Origin of the sequence: Sporosarcina sp. P25 (assembly GCF_002743235.1) — a bacterium.
GTDB lineage: Bacteria > Bacillota > Bacilli > Bacillales_A > Planococcaceae > Sporosarcina > Sporosarcina ureae_B.
The window spans coordinates 267553-288079 of the sequence record NZ_PDYV01000003.1 but is presented as its reverse complement, the minus strand read 5'-3'; the positions used below and the strand labels follow the sequence as shown (position 1 = coordinate 288079).

Below are 20527 nucleotides of genomic sequence, written 5' to 3'. Positions count from 1 at the left end.
ATATGAATGGGAAAACGAATTTTGGTAGTAGACGACGCGGCATTTATGCGTATGATGATCAAGGATATTTTAACGAAGAATAATTATGAAGTAGTAGGTGAGGCAGCAGACGGTGCTCAAGCTATCGAAAAATATAATGAATTGAAGCCAGACTTGGTTACAATGGATATCACGATGCCTGAAATGGATGGTATTGCGGCATTAAAAGCAATTAAAAGTACGCATCCATCTGCAACAATCATCATGTGTTCTGCAATGGGGCAACAAGCAATGGTAATCGATGCAATCCAAGCTGGAGCAAAAGACTTTATCGTTAAACCATTTCAGGCGGACCGTGTGATTGAAGCGATCGACAAAGCGTTGAGCTAAGAGAAACATATGAATGTGAAATCAGTCATCCATTGTTTAATACTATTCATTTTGTGCTTTACTATTCCACCATTTGCACATGCAGAAACCGATCCTAACGTCAGCGTATCAGACTGTATTGGAAAAGATAAAGATTGCGAAGAGAAAGTCCCAGTTGTAGAAAATGATAAAAAATTAGTGATAAATGATGAAATGGACGAGCCTAAAGGGTCCACAGCAAAAGATTACATTCGCACTCTTTTTGCTTTTGTATTTGTAATTGGTTTGCTCGTGTGGTTACTGCGCTTCATGAATAAACGCAATAGAAATTTCGACTCGAATCGACTTATGACGAATATGGGCGGCGTTCCGTTAGGTCAAAATAAATCTATTCAACTAGTAAAAATGGGTAATCATTATTTTGTGGTCGGTGTTGGAGAAAATGTACAGTTGCTAAAGGAAATAGAAGATCCAGATGAAATTGCTGAATTACTTGCACGTTATGACCAAAGCGATGAAGTCCAGAAGGGACTATTTTCAAAACTGTATACTCGGTTTTACTCGAAAACAGAACAAACTCCTTCTGAAGAAGCTACATTTAGTCAATTATTTTCAACTAAAATGAACGAAATCAAATCTGATCGAAAAGAGCAATTAAGACGTTTAAATCGGAAGGAGAGCGACCGCGATGGTTGATTTTCTGGGCACATTTTCAGATAGTGATCCCACCAATGTCTCTACTTCCATTAAGATGTTGCTATTACTCACGGTATTGTCACTTGCACCAGCCATTTTAATCTTGATGACTTCGTTTGCTAGGATTATTATAGTCCTGTCATTTGTTCGGACGGCGCTTGCTACACAGCAAATGCCTCCTAACCAAGTGTTAGTTGGATTAGCATTATTTCTAACGTTCTTCATCATGTCACCTGTGTTATCTCAAGTGAATGAAGAAGCATTAACACCTTTGTTTGATGAGGAAATCAGTTTGGACGAAGCATACGAACGGGCCAGTGTGCCATTCAAAGAATTCATGAGTCAACATACAAGGCAGAAAGATTTAGAATTATTCATGCGCTATAACCAGATGGAGCGACCGGATACTATTGAAGATATTCCGCTAACTATGATGGTACCAGCCTTTGCCCTCAGTGAAATTAAGACAGCATTTCAAATGGGCTTTATGATTTTCATTCCCTTTCTCGTTATCGATATGATCGTAGCCAGTGTGCTTATGTCTATGGGTATGATGATGCTTCCACCCGTAATGATTTCATTACCATTCAAGATATTATTATTTGTTTTAGTTGACGGTTGGTATCTCATTATCCAGTCATTGCTACAGAGCTTTTAGGGAGGAATTTGAATGACGAGTGAATTTGTAATATCCATCGCAGAACGGTCCGTTTGGGTTATTCTTCTTGCTTCAGGACCTCTCTTAATCGTAGCGTTAATGACGGGGCTTGCCGTGAGTATTTTTCAGGCAACTACACAAATTCAAGAACAAACATTGGCATTCGTACCGAAAATCGTAGCGGTTTTGGTTGCTATCATATTTTTTGGACCTTGGATGTTATCATATGTCACCGGCTATGCTAGCGAAATATTTTCCAATCTCTCCAGGTATGTTGGGTGATTAAATGAATGAACTTATTCCGTCGTTACCCGCATTTTTACTTATCCTAACTCGTGTTACTTCTTTCTTTGTAACACTACCATTGTTTTCTTACAAGACCATTCCAGCTACACAACGGTTACTATTTGGGGCACTATTAGCCTGGATGATGTCTTACTCTATCACAATGCCTGAACTGGAGATCGATGGACAATACATATTACTTGTACTGAAAGAAGCGGTAGTCGGCTTATCAATCGGCATTGCCGCTTTTATTATTATGTCGGCTATTCAAGTAGCTGGTGGATTTATTGACTTTCAGATGGGATTTGCCATTGCGAACGTCATTGATCCGCAAACGGGCGCACAGTCCCCATTGCTTGGACAATTTCTTAATTCACTTGCGATGCTATTGCTACTAGTAGTGAATGGTCATCATTTGCTTTTAGATGGGATATTTTACAGTTATGAGTTTGTCCCCATCACAGCTATGTGGCCACCTTTTGGTAGTCCTAACATGGCAGAATTTATTGTGTTAACATTTGCAAAATCCTTTGCGATTGCGTTTCAAATGGCAATTCCAGTCGTAGCTACATTATTCCTTGTAGATTTGGCACTCGGTATAACCGCACGTGCTGTGCCACAGCTGAATATTTTTGTAGTTGGGTTCCCAATTAAAATTGGTGTCAGTTTCTTAGTGATCGTGACGATGTCTAGTGTCTTCATAATCGTAATGAAGAAAATGTTTGAAATTATGATTGTGACGATGAGGAATCTGATGATACTGCTTGGAGGTGGCTAACTTGTTACTAAGGCTAGATTTACAATTTTTTGCCGGTGAGAAGACGGAAAAGGCTACCCCGAAAAAGCGGGAAGACTCCAGGAAGAAAGGACAAGTATTAAAAAGTCAAGACGTGACGGCTGCGATTGTACTTTTCTCTATTTTTACATTCATGTACTTTTCCGCAGGTTTTATGCGTGATAATTTCTTTGTGTTTTTCCGAGAATCTTTTACACACTTTATCCCGATTAAATTGCTAGATGAAGAACAAGTCATGTTAGTATACATAAGCGTTATAAAACAAATGGCAATCATTTTATTGCCGATTATGTTAATTGCAGTTATTGCAAGTATTGCAGCGAACATGTTGCAATTTGGTCTTTTATTTACTGCAGAGACATTGAAGTTTGATTTAAAGAAAATAGATCCAATTAAAGGATTAAAGCGGATTTTTTCGATTCGTGCAATTGTAGAGTTATTGAAATCTATATTAAAAATTTCTTTTATTGGAACAGTCACCACCCTTATTGTATGGAGTAATCTGGGACAAGTACTCGACTTGGCATTTAAGACACCGCAAATAACTCTAGTCACTGTAGCAAAATTAGTCGGAATGATGGGGATTATTGCCTCATTAGTATTGTTACTCATTTCCATATTGGATTTTCTTTACCAAAAATTCGACTATGAAAAAAATCTTAAAATGTCTAAACAAGATATTAAAGATGAAAGTAAAAATATGGACGGAGACCCGCTCATCAAATCCCGTATTAGACAGCGTCAGCGTGAAATGGCCATGCGTCGTATGATGCAGGAGATCCCTGAAGCTGACGTAGTGATCACCAATCCTACTCACTTTGCCATCGCGCTGAAGTATGATGAAGATCAGATGGATTCACCAATCGTCGTTGGGAAAGGTGCGGATTTTGTCGCACAAAAAATTAAAATGATTGCGGCGGAGCACGATATTGTGATGGTAGAAAATCGACCTCTTGCACGTGCTATGTATGACGAGGTAGAGATTGGAGATCGAATACCTGAGCAATTCTTTAAGGCGATCGCAGAAATTCTAGCCTATGTATATCGTATTCAAAAGAAAATATAAGTTAAAGAAGAAAGTAGGGATGGCATGCAGTTTAAAGATATAGGAGTACTCGCAGCGGTTATTATGATCATTGCGATGCTTGTCATCCCATTACCACCTTGGTTATTAAGTTTCTTGATTATTATCAATATTACCCTTGGGTTGATGGTTTTACTAACTGCGATGAATATGCAGGAAGCACTACAATTCTCTATCTTTCCATCGTTATTATTATTACTCACATTATTCCGTTTAGGTCTTAACGTTTCTACAACACGTGCGATTCTTTCGGAAGGTAATGCAGGTGGAGTAGTTGATACATTTGGTACATTCGTTACGGGTGGAAATATTATTGTGGGACTCGTAGTTTTTGTTATTTTAATCATCATTCAGTTTATTGTTATAACGAAAGGTTCGGAGCGTGTATCCGAAGTTGCTGCACGTTTTACTCTTGATGCCATGCCGGGTAAGCAAATGAGTATTGATGCCGATTTAAACGCAGGAATGATTTCAGATATAGAAGCCCGCACCCGTCGTGAAAAAGTGAGTAACGAAGCGGATTTCTATGGTGCGATGGACGGTGCAACAAAATTTGTAAAAGGGGATGCCATTGCCGGAATCATCATCGTTATGATCAACTTAATGGTCGGTATGATTATTGGTGTTGTGCAAATGGGATTGCCGTTTGCGGAAGCAGCAGTTCAATTCTCTACACTTACTGTCGGGGATGGTATTGTTTCACAAATACCGGCGCTGTTGATTTCTACGGCAACAGGCATTGTAGTCACACGTGCTGCATCAGAAGGAAACTTAGGGACGGACATTACGAATCAATTATTAGGACAACCCAAATTGCTTTACGTAGCAGCCATTACAATTTTTTTACTGGGTCTTGCTACACCGATTAATGACATCTTAACCATTCCCATTGCAGGTGCACTGGCAATGAGTGCATTTATGATGTCACGTAAAGAAGATGAAGATCCAGACGAATTATTAGAGATGGAAGAAAATGTAGAGACTGAAGGGTTAAAACGTCCTGAAAATGTCGTTGACCTTTTGAATGTCGATCCGATTGAATTTGAATTCGGTTATGGTCTCATTCCACTTGTAGATGCCACTCAAGGTGGCGATTTGCTGGATCGAGTCGTTATGATACGTCGTCAGTTAGCCATAGAACTTGGACTTGTTATTCCAGTTGTTCGTATCCGAGATAATATACAATTACAACCAAACGAATACCGAATTAAAATAAAAGGGAATGAAATGGCTAGGGGAGAACTATTGTTAGATCATTATCTAGCTATGAGTCCTGGCGGCGAAGATTTAATAGAGGGAATTGATACCGTAGAGCCTTCGTTTGGATTGCCAGCGAAATGGGTTACTGAAGAAGCGAAAGAAGAAGCAGAAATCATGGGTTACACAGTCGTGGATCCGCCAAGTGTGGTATCTACGCATTTGACTGAAGTTATTCGTACCAATGCATCCGACTTACTTGGACGTCAGGAAACCAAGCAACTAGTAGATCATGTACATGAGACATATCCGATTTTGGTTGATGAACTAACACCGACTCCGTTATCAATTGGTGAGATTCAAAAAGTACTTGCTAAATTATTGAACGAACAAGTTTCCGTTCGTAATTTACCGATCATTTTTGAGACACTGGCAGATTATTCAAAGTACACGTCTGATGTGGATGTACTAACAGAATACGCGAGACAATCACTGGCACGTCAGATCACTGGGCAATTTGTTGTAGGTAATGGAGCGTTAAAAGTATTAACAGTCTCTGGAAAAGTAGAGAAACTCATTGCCGATAGTATTCAACAGACTGAACAAGGGAACTTTCTTTCAATTGACCCATCACAATCTCAAATGATTTTGGAGCGGATTGCGCAAGAAGTCGAACGGGTAGCTATGCTGGACCAATCTCCTGTCATTTTATGTTCACCTGCCATTCGCATGTATTTACGTCAAATTACGGAACGGTATTTCCCACAGATACCTATACTGTCTTATAATGAATTGGAAGCATCAGTGGAAGTTCAAAGTGTAGGGGTGGTGGATATTTAATGAAAATGAAAAAGTATACAGCATCTACTATGGTTGAAGCAATGGCGAAAGTCCGTGAAGATTTTGGAGACGACGCGGTCATCCTTAGTTCAAACGTCACGAAAACAAATGGCTTTCTTGGTCTATTTCGCAAACGTTCGGTAGAAGTAGTTGCAAGCTATGATAAAACGAATATAGAACGTCCATATGAATCACAAGTTCGTTCTGTACAACCGGTGGTGGAACCAGAGTCAGTTGAACATATGCAACGAGAAATGCGAGAAATCAAGCAACTGCTAAAAGATATACAGCAAGTAGATCATTCATTTGAAAAATTCCCTGATGAACTATTACCAATACTGAATATGTTACAGCTGCAAGGTCTGGAAGGTAAATATATAACGGAAATTGGCAATCTAGTTTTCAATCGAATGAAGCAAGACAAAATCGATTTTACTAAAGAACAGCAAATGGAATTGATTAGAACATGGTTTAGCGATCGTCTTTACGACATACCTTTTGGTGGCATCTCTTATCAGAAAAAGTTTATTAATGTTCTAGGGCCGACCGGTGTGGGTAAAACCACGACCATTGCAAAAATTGCCGCACGTGCCTTGTTGGAAGAAAAAAAGAAAGTTGGTTTCATAACGACCGATACGTATCGAATTGCGGCAATTGAACAATTGCGCACATACGCTAATTTACTTCAGGCGCCAGTTGAGATTGCCTATAATGAAGAAGACTTCCGTACCGCAATTGAAAAGTTAAAAGATCTTGATCTCATATTTATTGATACAGCGGGCCGAAATTATAAAGAAGCAAAATTTGTCAATGATTTATCGAAACTCATTGACTTTTCATTAGATATGGAAACGTTTCTTGTATTATCTACCACATCAAAGGAACATGATATGGATACCATCATTAGACAATTTACTAATTTTCCAATTGAGAAATTCATATTTACTAAGACAGATGAAACCGATTCTGTTGGATCTATTATTAATTTAATACTGAAATATGATATAGGTGTATCCTATTATACAGATGGACAAGAAGTTCCTGAGGATTTGACAGAAGCCAGTTTGGAAAAGATGGTGGACCTTCTATTAGCAGGTGATTCACGTGCATGACCAGGCGGAAGCACTAAGATTAAAAATGATGAAAAGTCAAAGACAAGTAGCTCGCTCAATTGCCGTCGTTAGTGGAAAAGGCGGGGTAGGAAAGTCGAACTTCACTGCTAATTTCTCTTGCGGACTAGTAGCTAAAGGACAAAAAGTATTAATTGTGGACATGGATATTGGGATGGGGAATATTCATATATTATTTGGAGCCACACCAACATTTCATCTAAAAGATTATTTATCCGATAAGCAACAATTAAAGGACATTGTGACCCCGATTGAAGACAATCTTTCATTTATAGCAGGTGGTTCTGGACTGGAAAATGTAGTTGAGTGGTCAGGAGAAATGTTTGACCGGTTGATTGAAGCATTCTCTATTTTACAGATGGAATATGATGTCATTTTATTCGATATGGGTGCGGGAGCGACGAAGAGTTCAATTGATTTAATTTTGGCGATGGATGAAATTATTTTAATTGCGACACCGGAGCCTACTTCTATTACGGATGCGTATTCGATGATTAAGTTCATAAGTCGACAAGATGCGAACAAATCTATTCATATAGTGAGTAACCGTGTTCTGAAAGAGCAAGACGGGCGTGATTCGGTCGCACGTCTTCAGTTGGCTATGCGAAAGTTTTTATTCATAGAAACTAGTATTTTAGGATTCTTGCCGGATGATATTCATGTACGTAATGCAGTAATTGCTCAGATCCCTTTCGTCAAATTATATCCCAATGCAAAAGTGAGCAAGCGCATGCTGGCGATAACTGATACATTTTTACATAGCAACAAACCAAGCATTTCTATTGAAACCCCTGGATTCATAGATAAAATCAAAGGTGTTTTTCTAAAGGGGCGTGTGTAATTTGATTACAGCAAAGAAAAAACGCATTCTTGTTGTAGATGACTCAGCTTTTATGCGCAAGTTAATTTCTGATATGTTGAATAAACACCCCATGATGGAAGTCATCGGCATCGCTAGAAATGGCAAAGATGCAGTGGAAAAAGTTCGCGATCTTCGACCAGACGTCCTTACAATGGATATTGAAATGCCTGTGATGAATGGACTGGAAGCTTTAAAGTTCATTATGGATCAAATGCCGATCCCTGTAGTGATATTATCAAGTACAACAAAACATAATACAGAAAATGCAGTTTTAGCGATAGAATACGGTGCTGTTGACGTGATTGCTAAACCTGGTGGTGCTATTTCGTTAAATCTTCATGAAATCGAAAAAGAAATTGTGGAGAAAGTATTTGCTGCTTCAAACGTAGTAATTCAAACACTGACGCGTCAAATAACATCCACAAAAAAACTTCATACACCCACGACAAGCAGACAAAATACTGCGAATGAAAATAGTAGCACTTCTACATTTCCAATAAAAACAGTAAGCAAGCCTAAAAAAAATACACTTATTGCTAAACGGTTTGTTATAATAGGTACATCGACAGGAGGACCAAGGGCCTTGCAGGAAGTGATTACAAGGTTTCCAGCGGACTTCCCACACCCAATTCTAATTGTCCAGCATATGCCACCTGGCTTCACTAAATCATTGGCCGAACGATTGAATGGTCTGAGTGAGATCGCTGTTAAAGAAGCTAAACATGATGAACCGATCGAAAATGGGACAGCCTATATTGCACCAGGGGGCTTTCATCTGAAGTTTGTGAAATCAAAAACAGGCTACAAGATCGTATTGGACGGAGATGAAGCACCGCGTTCTGGTCATCGTCCGGCAGTAAATGTGTTATTAGAATCAGCAGCGACACATAAAGAACTGGAATATATAACGGCTATTATGACAGGAATGGGTTATGACGGTAAAGAAGGTATGGAACTATTACGTGCTTCATGTAAAACGATTACTATAGCGGAATCTAAAAAAACGTCCGTTGTATATGGCATGCCCAAAGCTATAATTGATGCGGGTCTCAGTGATGAGATTAAAGATGTGCAACAGATCGCCGATGCGATAATAGGAAATTTGAAGTAACTAGGGGGCTTTACAATGGATGTAAGTCAGTATTTGGATATGTTCATAGAAGAAAGTAAAGAACACTTGCAAGCTTGCAGTGAACAGTTGCTAGCGTTAGAGAATAATCCGGATGATCTAGCAATTGTCAATGAAGTCTTTAGAGCTGCACATACGCTTAAAGGAATGTCAGCGACAATGGGGTATGAGGATATTGCAGATTTAACACATAAGATGGAGAACGTTCTTGATGCAATTCGAAACTCAAAAATCAGCGTTTCAACAGAGATTCTAGATGTGGTATTTGAAGCAGTGGACGATCTTGAACTAATGGTACAAGATATCGAATCAGGTGGGGATGGAAAAAAAGATGTCAGTAAGTTAGTAGACACTCTCAATCGCATTGAAGCGGGACAACCAGTAGATTTAACAACTGAGCCTGTTGCGACAACAGAGGAAGCTTCTATTGAAGTCGTCACTTCGACAGGAATTCCTTACGATGAGTTTGAGTTGACGGTAATTTCTCAATCTGCTGAGCAAGGCTTTAATGCACTAGAGATCACTGTTACATTACGTGATGATTGCTTGTTGAAAGTGGCTCGCGTATTCATGACTTTTGAAATTTTGGAAAAGTCAGGAGAAGTCATAAAAACAGTTCCTACAGTAGAACAATTAGAAAATGAAGATTTTGATCAGAAATTTACGATTGTTCTATTGACTCAAGAAGATGCTGAAGATTTAAAGGCAAAAGTACTGAAAGTTTCTGAAATAGAAGACGTACATATTACACACATCACTGATGAATACGTGCAGAAATATAAGCAAGCTTCATTGAATAATTGTGACGCAGACTCGAAAGTGATTGAAACAACAATCGTGCCCGTTGCTATAGCTACGACAACTACAGAAGCGCCTAAGGAAACTATAAAAACCAAAAAGGCTACCTCTTCCAATTCCAATAAAACCATTCGAGTTAATATTGATCGACTTGATATATTAATGAATTTATTTGAAGAACTGGTTATTGATCGTGGACGCCTTCAATCGATTGCCAGTGAATTGCACAATCCCGAATTGAATGAATCCGTAGAAAGAATGACTCGGGTATCAGGTGACTTGCAAAACATCATTTTGAATATGCGAATGGTACCTGTAGAAACAGTCTTCAATAGATTCCCCAAAATGGTTCGACAATTGGCTCGAGACCTTAATAAGAAAGTCGATTTGGAAATTGTCGGCGCTGAAACAGAGCTGGATCGTACTGTAATCGACGAAATAGGAGATCCTCTCGTTCATTTGATTAGAAATGCTTTAGATCACGGTATTGAAATGCCTGAAGAGCGAATCGCGAATGGCAAGCCAGAAATTGGCACTGTAACATTGCGTGCCTATCATTCGGGCAATCATGTATTTATCGAGCTTGAAGATGATGGAGCGGGTGTAAACCGTCAACGCGTTGTAGGTAAAGCGATTGAACGAGGAATTGTCAGTCCGGAAGCCGCCGATTCATTGACAAATAAACAAGTAGCAGAATTGATATTAGCTTCAGGGTTTTCCACTGCAGCTTCCATTACGGATGTATCAGGTCGCGGCGTTGGGTTGGACGTTGTAAAAAACACTATTGAATCTCTTGGCGGACATATTTCGATTGATTCCACTGAAGGAAAAGGATCGTTATTCCAGGTGCAGTTGCCTCTTACTCTTTCTATCATTTCTGTAATGTTAGTAGAGTTGGATGAAGAAATTTATGCGATCCCGTTGTCTTCCATAATTGAAACTGCCATTATTCAAAAGTCAGATATTTTAAATGCTCATAACCAGCCTGTCATCGATTTCCGTGGAACTATTGTACCGCTGGTGGACCTAAAAGATATATTTGAAATGAAGAATAGAAGTAATGAAGAAGAGGAGTTCCAATCTATCGTGATCGTTCGTAAAGGTGATAGTTTAGCTGGATTAGTCGTAGATTCATTTATTGGCCAACAAGAAATTGTTTTGAAATCACTTGGCGAATACTTGCAGAGTGTCTTTGCGATATCGGGTGCTACGATTCTCGGAAATGGTCAAGTGGCATTAATTGTTGACTGTAATGCATTGATTAAATAATCGGGGTGATGATATGACAAAAGTAACGGAAGTAAGCGAAATGAAAGTGATTGTCTTCCAATTAATGAACAAGGAATATGCGATTGGTCTAGACGTAGTAGAATCTATTGAAAAATCGCTATCGATTACACGTGTTCCTCGTATGCCTTCTTATGTTAAAGGAGTGTTAAATTTACGTGGTGTTGTGACACCAGTAGTGGACTTGCGTGAACGTTTTGATATGGAGTATAAAGAGTTCGATGAGACAAGCTGTATTATTATCGTTTCGCATGCAGGTGCAGAAGTTGGATTAATTGTAGACGATGCGAATGACGTAATGGATGTTCCGACAAGCGCAATAGGCCCTCAACCAGAAGTAGTGGGATCTGTAGAATCCGAATTCATTTCGGGAGTGGCAAAGGTAGGTAAACGATTATTAGTCATGTTAAATTTGGAAAAAGTATTGCAACCGATAAAGAAGGGGAATACGGATGAATTCTAAAAATGACATCACCGAGATGCATCTAGATGTCTTAAAGGAAATAGGGAATATTGGGGCAGCACATGCGGCAACTTCATTATCTCAGCTGTTAGGTCAGAAAATTGACATGCGGGTACCCAAAGTTGAACTCGTTACATTTGATGAAATGTTTGATTTAGCAGGTGGTACTGAAAAAGTGGTGGCGGGTATTTTTTTACGTATAGAAGGTGATTTGACTGGCACAATGTTTTTCGTACTGACTATTGAATCTGCTACACAATTTATTCGCAAATTGACAGGGGACATAGCATTCACTTTTACTGATGTAGAAGGTTTGGGAATGGGTGCTTCTGCGCTTCAGGAATTGGGGAATATATTGTCAGGTTCCTATTTGTCTGCGCTTTCTGATTTTACTTCATTAAATATCTATCCAACTGTACCTTCATTAAGTATTGATATGGTAGGTGCAATTGTTAGCTTCGGCCTGATCGAAGTATCTCAGTACAGTGATGAAGTAATCGTCATCGAGACGGAAATATTACAAGAAGGGGAACAAGGTGTGTCAAGTTTGGCGGGGCATTTCTTTTTGTTACCCGATCCACCGTCTTATCGAACGATATTCAGTTCGTTGGGTGTCTTATAGATGGCAAGCGTTCAAACAGTAGTGCGTGTAGGGATTGCAGATATGAATATCGCAAAATCCCCCCATACGATTCGGACATCAGGACTGGGTTCGTGTGTTGGTGTAGTACTGTATGATTCTTCGAAAAAAATAGCAGGTATGGTGCATGTAATGTTACCTGATAGCGAGTTGGGTAAATCGACAAAACTAAATGTGGCGAAATTCGCGGATACGGGCATTTATGCTATGTTGGAACTTTTGAAATCAGAAGGAGTCAGACCTTTTAGTATCAAAGCGAAAATTGCCGGTGGAGCACAAATGTTTCAATTTGGTTCAAATGATACCATTCGTATCGGTCCACGAAATGTAGAGGCTGTAAAAAAAGAATTGAAAAGATATTCGATTCCGATTGTTGCAGAAGATACAGGAGGATCGAGCGGACGTACAATTGAATTTGATCCTGATACGAGTATCCTCTACGTTCGTACAGTCAATGCTGGAACGCAGGAAATTTAACAGTACAAACGAAGGCGGCTAATGCATTAGTCGCCTTTATCTATTGTGATTTGTTATACTTATACATAAGAAATAAAATCGGTAAAAGGAACCTGACGGGAAAGGCGTGAATTCGATGACAAATCAAGATGTAACTGAACGGCATCAGTGGAAGTTATGGATCGAAAACCGTGATCCTGATGCAGGTGATACGCTAGTACGAATGTATACACCTCTTGTGAATTATCACGTTCAACGAATCAGTGCTGGACTGCCGAAAAATGTTTCACGTGATGATATCAAATCTCTTGGTTACCAAGGGCTTTTCGACGCGTTAACAAAATTTGACCCTTCGCGTGATTTTAAATTTGACACATACGCCTCATTCCGGATTCGGGGTACAATCATAGACGGTTTAAGAAAAGAAGATTGGTTGTCACGTTCTTCAAGAGAAAAAACTAAGAAAATGGATGAAGAAATTAGTAAGCTCGAACAGTCTTACTTGCGAACGGTGACTCCCGAAGAAGTAGCGGATCATTTAGGCATTACAACAGATCAAGTCTATCAAACCGTGCATGAACAATATTTTGCTAATGTTTTGTCCATCGATGAAAAAATGAACGATGAAGAGGATCACGATCAAACCTTCATATTGCAAGATGATCAAACGAAAACGCCTGAACAACAAGCAGTCAAAGGCGAATTGATTGAAGACTTGATAACGAAAATCAAAGAACTAAATGAAAATGAACAATTGGTACTTAGTTTGTTCTATCAAGAAGACATGACGCTAACAGAAATCGGAGAAATTTTAAGCTTATCTACATCTAGAATCTCACAAATACATTCAAAAGCATTATTTAAGTTACGGTCGCTGTTGGCGGCAGAAATTACCGACGGAGGGATTTTATGAGTTTGAAAGCTATTGAACTTCAAATTGCTATCCCGAAAACATTTGAGGCAGGTAAAATAGCGGAGCAAAAGCAGCAACAGGCTCAACTTGCTCAAGACAGTGCCAATATGCAAACAGAAAAACAAGCGTTAAAAAGCAAGGAAACCGTTTTGAAGTCCTCTCCATATGCAAAACTGGATGGAGATGATCAGCAGCCGAGTGAAGAGTCACAGCAACAAGAAAAAAAAGAGAAAGAACAACAGCAAGCCAAGCATCCGTTTAAAGGTTCGTTCGTTGATTACAGTGGATAATATCATGGGAATTCTACTAGCTCTTTTATTCATCTTACAAATCATTGGATTTATGGTCATGATATTGCTGTACTTGAAAATATCAAAATTTAATAATCTGGAGAAAAAGCAACAACGACTTATGAAAGAAATGGACCAATCCGTATTAGCTTTTCTAGGTGAAATCAAAGAGGAAAACGATCGTTTGATTCAACAACTGAATCAACGAACGGATACTCAAATGAAACCTACTACAAACTCAGTGCCAAGAGAACAGTCAATTACAGAAGTGCCTGTTCCAAGATCGAAGCAACACTCAGTTCCCTTACATTTTGCTTTACGTTCCTATCAGAAGACGGTGGACACCGAAAAGAACGAGAAAGAAAAAAAACCGCAATCACAACCCAAATCATTTGACGACCTTGACGACAGAGAAAAAGCAAAACAGCTTTATGCTGAAGGTAAATCAATAGAGGATATCGCTAGAGAGTTGAAAAAAGGGAAGACAGAAATTGAATTGATAATAAAATTCGACTGAAGTTACACACAGTAGTTGCAAACAACGTAGAATTATGTTAATTTAATAGATGGTATTACTACACACGCGTGCGGATGAATGAGTGGGTGCCATTATGGTCACTTATTCGCTGGAAGTACGCGGAGGATAAAAAAACCAATAGGAGGAATTAAACATGTCAGTAATCTCAATGAAACAATTGCTAGAAGCTGGTGTACATTTCGGACACCAAACACGTCGTTGGAACCCAAAAATGAAGAAATATATCTTCGTGGAGCGTAACGGCATCTACATCATCGACCTTCAAAAAACGGTCAAAAAATTAGAGGAAGCTTACAACTTCATGCGCCAAGTCGGTGCTGATGGTGGTAAAGTCCTTTTCGTAGGTACGAAGAAACAAGCACAAGAAGCAATCAAAGAAGAAGCAGAACGTGCTGGAATGTATTACATCAACCAACGTTGGTTGGGTGGAACATTGACGAACTTCGGCACTATTCAAAAACGTGTAGCACGTATGAAAGCTATTGAGAAAATGGAAGAGGATGGCACGTTTGACGTACTTCCTAAAAAAGAAGTTTCTCAATTAAATAAAGAACACGAGCGTCTTGTGAAATTCCTAGGCGGTATCCGTGACATGAAAGGCTTGCCAGATGTAATCTTTATCGTAGATCCACGTAAAGAGCGTATCGCGGTAGCTGAAGCAATCAAATTGAATATTCCACTCGTTGGAATCGTTGATACTAACTGTGATCCGGACGAAATCGACTATGTCATTCCTGCGAACGACGATGCAATCCGCGCAGTACGTTTACTTACAAGCAAAATGGCAGATGCTTTGATTGAATCCCGTCAAGGTGAAGACGACGAAGTAGCTGAAACAGTAAACGAAACAGCAACTGTTACTGCAGACTGAAATGAGTAAATGATGAGACGATAAGTGGCGTACCCCTTATCGTCTTTTTTTAAAGCAATAAGCAATTTCAAATGATATTTAATAGGAGGAATTTTCAAATGGCAACAATTACAGCCCAAATGGTTAAAGAACTTCGTGAAAAAACAGGCGCAGGTATGATGGATTGCAAAAAGGCATTAACTAAAGTAGACGGTGACATGGAAGCAGCAATGGAATATATGCGTGAAAAAGGTCTTTCAAGTGCAGCAAAAAAAGCAGATCGTATTGCAGCTGAAGGTGTCGCGAACATTTTAGTTCAAGGTAATGCAGCAGTTATACTTGAAGTGAATGCTGAGACAGACTTCGTAGCTAAAAACGAAGGCTTCCAAACACTTGTTAAGGAAATTTCTGAGTTCTTACTTGCTACGAAACCTGCTACAGTAGAAGAAGCTAACGCAGCGAAATTAGATAACGGTTTGACAGTTTCTGAACACATTTCAAACGCAGTAGCTAAAATTGGAGAGAAAATTACTCTTCGCCGTTTTGAAATTCGTGAGAAAACAGATCAAGACGCTTTCGGTCCTTACTTGCACATGGGCGGACGTATCGCCGTGTTGACTGTTCTTGAAGGTTCAACAGATTCTGATGCAGCGAAAGATGTAGCAATGCATATCGCAGCGATGAACCCGAAATACATTTCACGCGACGAAGTATCTGCTGACGAAGTGGAAAAAGAGCGTAACGTATTGACTGAGCAAGCTTTAAACGAAGGTAAGCCGGAAAATATCGTAGCGAAAATGGTAGAAGGACGCCTTGGTAAATATTTCGAGGAAATCTGTGTCTTGGATCAAGCATTCGTTAAGAATTCTGATCAAAAAGTCCGTGATTTCGTGAAAACAACTGGTGGAACATTAGTAGAGTTCATTCGTTATGAAGTGGGCGAAGGTATTGAAAAGCGCGAAGACAACTTTGCTGACGAAGTAATGAGCCAAGTAAAAGGTAACTAAGTATAATCCAATCGTACAGAGGGGCACATCCATCATGTGTTCCTCTTTTTTGAGAATAGGAAATTCCAGGAGGGCCAACATGAGTATTCCAAAATATAAGCGCATCGTGTTAAAATTAAGTGGAGAAGCATTAGCTGGGGATCAAGGCTACGGATTGTCTCCGGAAGTTGTTAAATCAGTTGCAAGCCAAGTGAAAGAAGTAGTAGAACTTGGCGTAGAAGTAGCTGTAGTAGTAGGTGGCGGAAACATTTGGCGTGGGAAAGTCGGAAGTGAAATGGGGATGGACCGTACAACAGCTGACTACATGGGAATGCTTGCAACGGTTATGAACTCTCTTGCTCTTCAGGATGCCCTTGAAAAGCTAGGACCAGAAACTCGAGTAATGTCTTCTATTGACATGAGACAAGTAGCTGAACCTTACATACGTCGGAAAGCAATCCGTCATCTAGAAAAAAATCGTGTCGTAATATTTGCGGCAGGAACAGGTAACCCCTATTTCTCCACAGATACAACAGCTGCTTTACGTGCTGCTGAAATTGAAGCAGATGTTATTTTAATGGCGAAGAACAACGTAGACGGTGTTTATTCTGCTGATCCGATGAAAGACTCTACAGCTACAAAATACTTAGAACTGTCCTATCTTGAAGTGATTAGTCAAGGACTTGAAGTGATGGATTCCACTGCTTCGACTCTATGTATGGACAATGATATCCCGCTCGTAGTATTCTCAATTATGGATAATGGTAATATTAAAAAAGCCGTACTAGGTGATAAAATCGGGACGGTTGTTAGGAGGAATAAGCAATGACAAAAGAAGTAATGGATCAGACGAGAGAACGTATGGATAAAGCACATAGCGCCTATTCAAGACAGTTGGCATCTATCCGTGCTGGAAGAGCTAACGCGAGCCTATTAGACAGAATTTCTGTTATTTATTATGGGGCTCCTACACCTTTAAATCAAATGGCTGGAATTTCCGTACCAGAACCACGTTTGTTAGTAGTTCAGCCTTATGATAAGACTACAATCAGTGAAATCGAGAAAGCCATCATGAAATCAGACATCGGCATTACGCCGTCTAACGATGGGTCAGTTATTCGTCTTGCTGTCCCTGCGCTTACAGAAGAGCGTCGTAAAGATTTAGTGAAAGATGTTAAGCGTGAAGCAGAAGATGCAAAAGTGGCAATTCGTAATGTTCGTCGTGATAGTAATGAAGATTTGAAAAAGCTTGAAAAAGATGCAGAAATTACTGAAGATGAATTGCGCCGTTACAATGAACAAGTACAAAAGATGACGGATGAGTTTATCGAAAAAATTGATCAAACTGCAAAAGATAAAGAAAATGAAATCTTGGAAATCTGAGTACAGAACTTTCTATAAGGAGGAGCGTCCTACTTTTAGGACGCTCTTTTCTTTCTTTTGCATGCTATTTACCATGCAATTTGGTAGGATAGTCAGTAGGAGTATCCGAATTGAGCCAAGTGGGGGAACGCTATGCTTAGAAAACTAATGCGAAAAAAAACGGCAGACATTCAGTTGCTGGACGAACGGATTGAAGCCGTTAAAAATAGACAAATTCCTAACCATGTGGCGATTATCATGGATGGAAATGGAAGATGGGCGAAGCAACGTAAAATGCCGCGAATTGCAGGCCACCATGAAGGAATGAAAACCGTTAGGCAAATTACCAATTTTGCAAATGCTATGGGCGTGAAAGTACTCACTCTCTATGCGTTTTCAACTGAAAATTGGAAGAGACCCAGAATGGAAATTGACTTCTTGATGAATCTTCCCGGCGAATTTCTTACTACGTATTTACCCGAGCTAATGGAAAAAAGCATCAAAGTAGAAATGATCGGAGATATGGATGCGCTTCCGAAGCATACAAAAAAAGCGATTGAGAAAGCAATGGAGCAAACTAAATATAACAAAGGTTTAATTTTAAATTTCGCGATGAATTATGGTAGCAGAGTAGAGCTAGTTCATGCAATGAAAGAATTAGTTGAAGAAGTGGCTGCTGGAACATTAAAAGTGGAGGAAATTAATGAAAGTTCAATCGAATCCAAGCTAATGACTGCCCATTTGCCAGAACCTGACCTACTAATTCGCACAAGCGGTGAAGTACGTTTGTCCAATTTTATGCTATGGCAACTTGCTTATGCAGAATTCATTTTTACGGATGTATTATGGCCAGATTACGATGAAGACTGCTTTTTACAAGCAATAGAAGATTTCCAAAAAAGGAATCGACGTTTTGGAAGCTTGGAAGGAGATCAGAAAAGATGAAGCAAAGAATCATCACTGCTATTGTAGCTCTCGCATTTTTTGTGCCATTGATTATCGTCGGTGGATTACCTTTTATTATGATGATTTTTGCGATATCTACGATTGGTTTATATGAACTACTACGTATGCGTAAAATGTCTCTTTTTTCTATCGGTGGATTAATCTCTTGGTTACTTCTACTCGTCATTTTACTTCCATCTAGATGGACAGAACAAGTTGAAAGTTTCCTGAAATTAGAAAAACTTGAAATGATTTATGTATTGATATTATTGTTATTGGTTTATACTGTAGTAATGAAAAATAAGTGGACATTCGAAGATATTGCATTCAGTGCAATTAGTGCACTGTATGTCGGTATCGGTTTTTATTATTTGATCGAAACTCGCTTATTCGGTATAGAGTACATAGGCTATGCGTTACTTATTATCTGGTCAACAGATTCCGGTGCCTATTTTGTTGGACGTAAAATTGGTAAACGAAAACTATGGCCGGATATTTCACCTAATAAAACAATTGAAGGATTTATTGGGGGAATAATTTCCGCGATCGTGATTACGTTGATTTATAATATGTTCTATCCTATCGCTACGTCATTCGTGTCATTTATTATCATTACAATAGTGGCATCTATTATAGGTCAAATGGGTGACTTAGTTGAATCAGCACTGAAACGTTTCTATAACGTCAAAGATTCTGGGAAGCTGTTGCCTGGACATGGAGGCATTTTGGACAGATTTGACAGCTTACTATTTGTACTCCCATTGCTTCACTTTGTTCAATTCATAGGATAATGGAAAGGAAGTTCATAATATGAAGAAAATCAATTTGCTTGGTGCTACCGGTTCAATCGGAACTCAAACATTAAGCATTATTGCAGCCCATCCTGATCGCTTTGAATTAACGGCGATGTCAGCAGGAAGAAACATACAAAAAGTAAGTGAAATCATTGCAAGATTTCAACCCAAATTAGTTTCTGTTTTAGAGGAAGCAGATGCAGCACGCTTAAAAAAAGAGTTTCCTAAAGTTCAATTCGTTCATGGTGATGAAGGACTTATTGAAGCAGCGGTAGGAATGGAAGCGGATGTCTTACTAAACTCAGTAATCGGCAGTGTAGGACTGAGACCGACACTTGCGGCGATTAAAGCGGGAATGACGATTGCTATTGCGAATAAAGAAACACTGGTAGCAGCAGGAAATCTCGTTGTAGAAGCGGCACAACGTCATAATGTCCCCCTTGTTCCAGTAGATAGTGAACATTCTGCATTGTTCCAGTCATTAAATGGTGAGAATCCGAAACGGATCACAAACTTGATATTAACAGCATCGGGTGGGAGTTTTAGGGACTATACGCGGGATCAACTTCAAAATGTTACAGTAGAACAAGCACTCGCACATCCGAATTGGTCAATGGGTAACAAGTTAACTATTGATTCGGCAACGATGATGAACAAAGGATTAGAAGTAATAGAAGCACATCATTTATTTGCGATGCCATATGATCAAATAGAATGCCTACTACATAAAGAAAGTATTATCCACTCCATGGTGGAGTTTGAAGATACAAGCGTTATGGCACAACTAGGTTCACCTGATATGCGTGTTCCGATTCAATACGCACTGACCTATCCGGATCGTATTCAAATGGCCGATGCTAAACGTCTTCGTCTCGATGAAATTGGCAAATTGCATTTTGAAAAAATGGATTATACACGATTTAAAGCCTTGTCACTTGCATATGATGCAGGTAGGGAAGGAGGCACTATGCCTACAGCGATGAATGCGGCAAATGAAGTGGCGGTTCAACTGTTCATGGAAGGTCATATTTCTTTCTTGCAAATCGAAGAAATTATTGAAGAAATGATGCAGCAGCATCAAACTATTCAAAATCCTAATTTGGAAGAAATTTTGGAGACAGATCGCAATACGCGGAAAAAAGTCTATGGTATAGTTAAGTATCAAGATTAATTTCAGGCT

Annotated in this window: 24 protein-coding genes; all 24 read left to right on the top strand. The window is 39.3% G+C overall.

The annotated features are described in order from the left end of the window. Positions 1 to 6 precede the first annotated feature (6 nt). The 24 genes from CSV70_RS04805 to dxr all read left to right on the top strand — a co-directional run bounded on the left by CSV70_RS04805 (position 7) and on the right by dxr (position 20518). Positions 7 to 369, top strand: a complete 363-nt coding sequence (locus tag CSV70_RS04805) for a response regulator (RefSeq protein WP_085133244.1) — start codon at positions 7 to 9, stop codon at positions 367 to 369. A gap of 9 nt (positions 370 to 378) precedes the next feature. Further along, a complete protein-coding gene (locus CSV70_RS04800) occupies positions 379 to 1044 on the top strand; it encodes a flagellar biosynthetic protein FliO (protein WP_099628094.1) in 666 nt (221 codons plus the stop codon). Further along, positions 1037 to 1702 (top strand): flagellar type III secretion system pore protein FliP, encoded by a 666-nt coding sequence (gene fliP, locus CSV70_RS04795; protein WP_083035438.1) that lies wholly within the window; start codon positions 1037 to 1039, stop codon positions 1700 to 1702. The genes CSV70_RS04800 and fliP overlap by 8 nt, the downstream gene beginning before the upstream one ends. A gap of 12 nt (positions 1703 to 1714) precedes the next feature. After that, positions 1715 to 1984 carry a flagellar biosynthesis protein FliQ gene (gene fliQ / locus CSV70_RS04790; protein ID WP_085133246.1) on the top strand — a complete coding sequence of 90 codons (270 nt, stop codon included), beginning with the start codon at positions 1715 to 1717 and terminating at the stop codon, positions 1982 to 1984. A gap of 4 nt (positions 1985 to 1988) precedes the next feature. Next, the gene (gene fliR / locus CSV70_RS04785) at positions 1989 to 2765 is read left to right on the top strand and encodes a flagellar biosynthetic protein FliR (protein WP_085133247.1); all 777 of its coding nucleotides are present in this window, start codon (positions 1989 to 1991) and stop codon (positions 2763 to 2765) included. Continuing rightward, positions 2758 to 3849, top strand: coding sequence for a flagellar biosynthesis protein FlhB (gene flhB, locus CSV70_RS04780; RefSeq protein ID WP_085133686.1), 1092 nt, complete (start codon positions 2758 to 2760; stop codon positions 3847 to 3849). Before fliR ends, flhB begins: the two co-directional genes overlap by 8 nt. A 24-nt stretch (positions 3850 to 3873) precedes the next feature. Next, on the top strand, positions 3874 to 5904 hold the full coding sequence (gene flhA, locus CSV70_RS04775) for a flagellar biosynthesis protein FlhA (RefSeq protein ID WP_099628095.1): 2031 nt from the start codon (positions 3874 to 3876) through the stop codon (positions 5902 to 5904). Next, the gene (gene flhF / locus CSV70_RS04770) at positions 5904 to 7016 is read left to right on the top strand and encodes a flagellar biosynthesis GTPase FlhF (RefSeq protein ID WP_099628096.1); all 1113 of its coding nucleotides are present in this window, start codon (positions 5904 to 5906) and stop codon (positions 7014 to 7016) included. The genes flhA and flhF overlap by 1 nt, the downstream gene beginning before the upstream one ends. Continuing rightward, the gene (locus tag CSV70_RS04765) at positions 7009 to 7875 is read left to right on the top strand and encodes a MinD/ParA family protein (RefSeq protein WP_099628097.1); all 867 of its coding nucleotides are present in this window, start codon (positions 7009 to 7011) and stop codon (positions 7873 to 7875) included. The genes flhF and CSV70_RS04765 overlap by 8 nt, the downstream gene beginning before the upstream one ends. 52 nt (positions 7876 to 7927) lie before the next feature. Further along, on the top strand, positions 7928 to 9007 hold the full coding sequence (locus tag CSV70_RS04760; protein WP_369822337.1) for a protein-glutamate methylesterase/protein-glutamine glutaminase: 1080 nt from the start codon (positions 7928 to 7930) through the stop codon (positions 9005 to 9007). Positions 9008 to 9022: 15 nt separating this feature from the next. Next, positions 9023 to 11092: a chemotaxis protein CheA gene (locus CSV70_RS04755; protein ID WP_085133252.1), complete on the top strand. Its 2070-nt coding sequence runs from the start codon at positions 9023 to 9025 to the stop codon at positions 11090 to 11092. Between the two features lie 13 nt (positions 11093 to 11105). After that, complete coding sequence (locus CSV70_RS04750) at positions 11106 to 11573, top strand: chemotaxis protein CheW (RefSeq protein ID WP_085133253.1); 468 nt, start codon at positions 11106 to 11108, stop codon at positions 11571 to 11573. Then, the gene (locus CSV70_RS04745; protein WP_085133254.1) at positions 11563 to 12195 is read left to right on the top strand and encodes a chemotaxis protein CheC; all 633 of its coding nucleotides are present in this window, start codon (positions 11563 to 11565) and stop codon (positions 12193 to 12195) included. Before CSV70_RS04750 ends, CSV70_RS04745 begins: the two co-directional genes overlap by 11 nt. Beyond that, entirely contained in the window at positions 12196 to 12690 is a 495-nt protein-coding gene (locus tag CSV70_RS04740) for a chemotaxis protein CheD (RefSeq protein WP_085133255.1), read from the top strand. 115 nt (positions 12691 to 12805) lie between these two features. Next, positions 12806 to 13582: a FliA/WhiG family RNA polymerase sigma factor gene (locus CSV70_RS04735; RefSeq protein WP_085133256.1), complete on the top strand. Its 777-nt coding sequence runs from the start codon at positions 12806 to 12808 to the stop codon at positions 13580 to 13582. Beyond that, the gene (locus tag CSV70_RS04730; protein WP_085133257.1) at positions 13579 to 13872 is read left to right on the top strand and encodes a hypothetical protein; all 294 of its coding nucleotides are present in this window, start codon (positions 13579 to 13581) and stop codon (positions 13870 to 13872) included. The genes CSV70_RS04735 and CSV70_RS04730 overlap by 4 nt, the downstream gene beginning before the upstream one ends. A gap of 4 nt (positions 13873 to 13876) precedes the next feature. Next, entirely contained in the window at positions 13877 to 14389 is a 513-nt protein-coding gene (locus CSV70_RS04725) for a helix-turn-helix domain-containing protein (RefSeq protein ID WP_099628100.1), read from the top strand. Between the two features lie 154 nt (positions 14390 to 14543). Next, entirely contained in the window at positions 14544 to 15281 is a 738-nt protein-coding gene (rpsB, locus tag CSV70_RS04720; protein ID WP_029053181.1) for a 30S ribosomal protein S2, read from the top strand. A 98-nt stretch (positions 15282 to 15379) separates the two neighbouring features. Then, on the top strand, positions 15380 to 16267 hold the full coding sequence (tsf, locus tag CSV70_RS04715; RefSeq protein ID WP_085133259.1) for a translation elongation factor Ts: 888 nt from the start codon (positions 15380 to 15382) through the stop codon (positions 16265 to 16267). Positions 16268 to 16346: 79 nt separating this feature from the next. Beyond that, on the top strand, positions 16347 to 17075 hold the full coding sequence (gene pyrH / locus CSV70_RS04710; protein WP_085133260.1) for a UMP kinase: 729 nt from the start codon (positions 16347 to 16349) through the stop codon (positions 17073 to 17075). Then, on the top strand, positions 17072 to 17629 hold the full coding sequence (gene frr / locus CSV70_RS04705) for a ribosome recycling factor (protein ID WP_099628101.1): 558 nt from the start codon (positions 17072 to 17074) through the stop codon (positions 17627 to 17629). Before pyrH ends, frr begins: the two co-directional genes overlap by 4 nt. A gap of 132 nt (positions 17630 to 17761) precedes the next feature. After that, positions 17762 to 18553 (top strand): undecaprenyl pyrophosphate synthase, encoded by a 792-nt coding sequence (locus tag CSV70_RS04700; protein ID WP_099628102.1) that lies wholly within the window; start codon positions 17762 to 17764, stop codon positions 18551 to 18553. Next, entirely contained in the window at positions 18550 to 19344 is a 795-nt protein-coding gene (locus CSV70_RS04695) for a phosphatidate cytidylyltransferase (RefSeq protein ID WP_099628103.1), read from the top strand. The genes CSV70_RS04700 and CSV70_RS04695 overlap by 4 nt, the downstream gene beginning before the upstream one ends. Positions 19345 to 19363: 19 nt before the next feature. Further along, entirely contained in the window at positions 19364 to 20518 is a 1155-nt protein-coding gene (gene dxr / locus CSV70_RS04690; RefSeq protein WP_099626377.1) for a 1-deoxy-D-xylulose-5-phosphate reductoisomerase, read from the top strand. The last annotated feature ends 9 nt before the right edge of the window (positions 20519 to 20527 follow it).

What these genes read in the sequence shown, in the direction of transcription:
- fliP (WP_083035438.1), top strand. Translation starts at nt 1,037, where the DNA reads ATGGTTGATTTTCTGGGCACATTTTCAGATAGTGATCCCACCAATGTC.
- CSV70_RS04740 (WP_085133255.1), top strand. Translation starts at nt 12,196, where the DNA reads ATGGCAAGCGTTCAAACAGTAGTGCGTGTAGGGATTGCAGATATGAAT.
- CSV70_RS04700 (WP_099628102.1), top strand. Translation starts at nt 17,762, where the DNA reads ATGCTTAGAAAACTAATGCGAAAAAAAACGGCAGACATTCAGTTGCTG.
- CSV70_RS04730 (WP_085133257.1), top strand. Translation starts at nt 13,579, where the DNA reads ATGAGTTTGAAAGCTATTGAACTTCAAATTGCTATCCCGAAAACATTT.
- pyrH (WP_085133260.1), top strand. Translation starts at nt 16,347, where the DNA reads ATGAGTATTCCAAAATATAAGCGCATCGTGTTAAAATTAAGTGGAGAA.
- CSV70_RS04725 (WP_099628100.1), top strand. Translation starts at nt 13,877, where the DNA reads ATGGGAATTCTACTAGCTCTTTTATTCATCTTACAAATCATTGGATTT.
- CSV70_RS04735 (WP_085133256.1), top strand. Translation starts at nt 12,806, where the DNA reads ATGACAAATCAAGATGTAACTGAACGGCATCAGTGGAAGTTATGGATC.
- flhA (WP_099628095.1), top strand. Translation starts at nt 3,874, where the DNA reads ATGCAGTTTAAAGATATAGGAGTACTCGCAGCGGTTATTATGATCATT.
- CSV70_RS04750 (WP_085133253.1), top strand. Translation starts at nt 11,106, where the DNA reads ATGACAAAAGTAACGGAAGTAAGCGAAATGAAAGTGATTGTCTTCCAA.
- CSV70_RS04695 (WP_099628103.1), top strand. Translation starts at nt 18,550, where the DNA reads ATGAAGCAAAGAATCATCACTGCTATTGTAGCTCTCGCATTTTTTGTG.
- rpsB (WP_029053181.1), top strand. Translation starts at nt 14,544, where the DNA reads ATGTCAGTAATCTCAATGAAACAATTGCTAGAAGCTGGTGTACATTTC.
- fliQ (WP_085133246.1), top strand. Translation starts at nt 1,715, where the DNA reads ATGACGAGTGAATTTGTAATATCCATCGCAGAACGGTCCGTTTGGGTT.
- CSV70_RS04745 (WP_085133254.1), top strand. Translation starts at nt 11,563, where the DNA reads ATGAATTCTAAAAATGACATCACCGAGATGCATCTAGATGTCTTAAAG.
- flhF (WP_099628096.1), top strand. Translation starts at nt 5,904, where the DNA reads ATGAAAATGAAAAAGTATACAGCATCTACTATGGTTGAAGCAATGGCG.
- CSV70_RS04755 (WP_085133252.1), top strand. Translation starts at nt 9,023, where the DNA reads ATGGATGTAAGTCAGTATTTGGATATGTTCATAGAAGAAAGTAAAGAA.
- CSV70_RS04800 (WP_099628094.1), top strand. Translation starts at nt 379, where the DNA reads ATGAATGTGAAATCAGTCATCCATTGTTTAATACTATTCATTTTGTGC.
- CSV70_RS04805 (WP_085133244.1), top strand. Translation starts at nt 7, where the DNA reads ATGGGAAAACGAATTTTGGTAGTAGACGACGCGGCATTTATGCGTATG.
- fliR (WP_085133247.1), top strand. Translation starts at nt 1,989, where the DNA reads ATGAATGAACTTATTCCGTCGTTACCCGCATTTTTACTTATCCTAACT.
- dxr (WP_099626377.1), top strand. Translation starts at nt 19,364, where the DNA reads ATGAAGAAAATCAATTTGCTTGGTGCTACCGGTTCAATCGGAACTCAA.
- CSV70_RS04760 (WP_369822337.1), top strand. Translation starts at nt 7,928, where the DNA reads ATGCGCAAGTTAATTTCTGATATGTTGAATAAACACCCCATGATGGAA.
- frr (WP_099628101.1), top strand. Translation starts at nt 17,072, where the DNA reads ATGACAAAAGAAGTAATGGATCAGACGAGAGAACGTATGGATAAAGCA.
- tsf (WP_085133259.1), top strand. Translation starts at nt 15,380, where the DNA reads ATGGCAACAATTACAGCCCAAATGGTTAAAGAACTTCGTGAAAAAACA.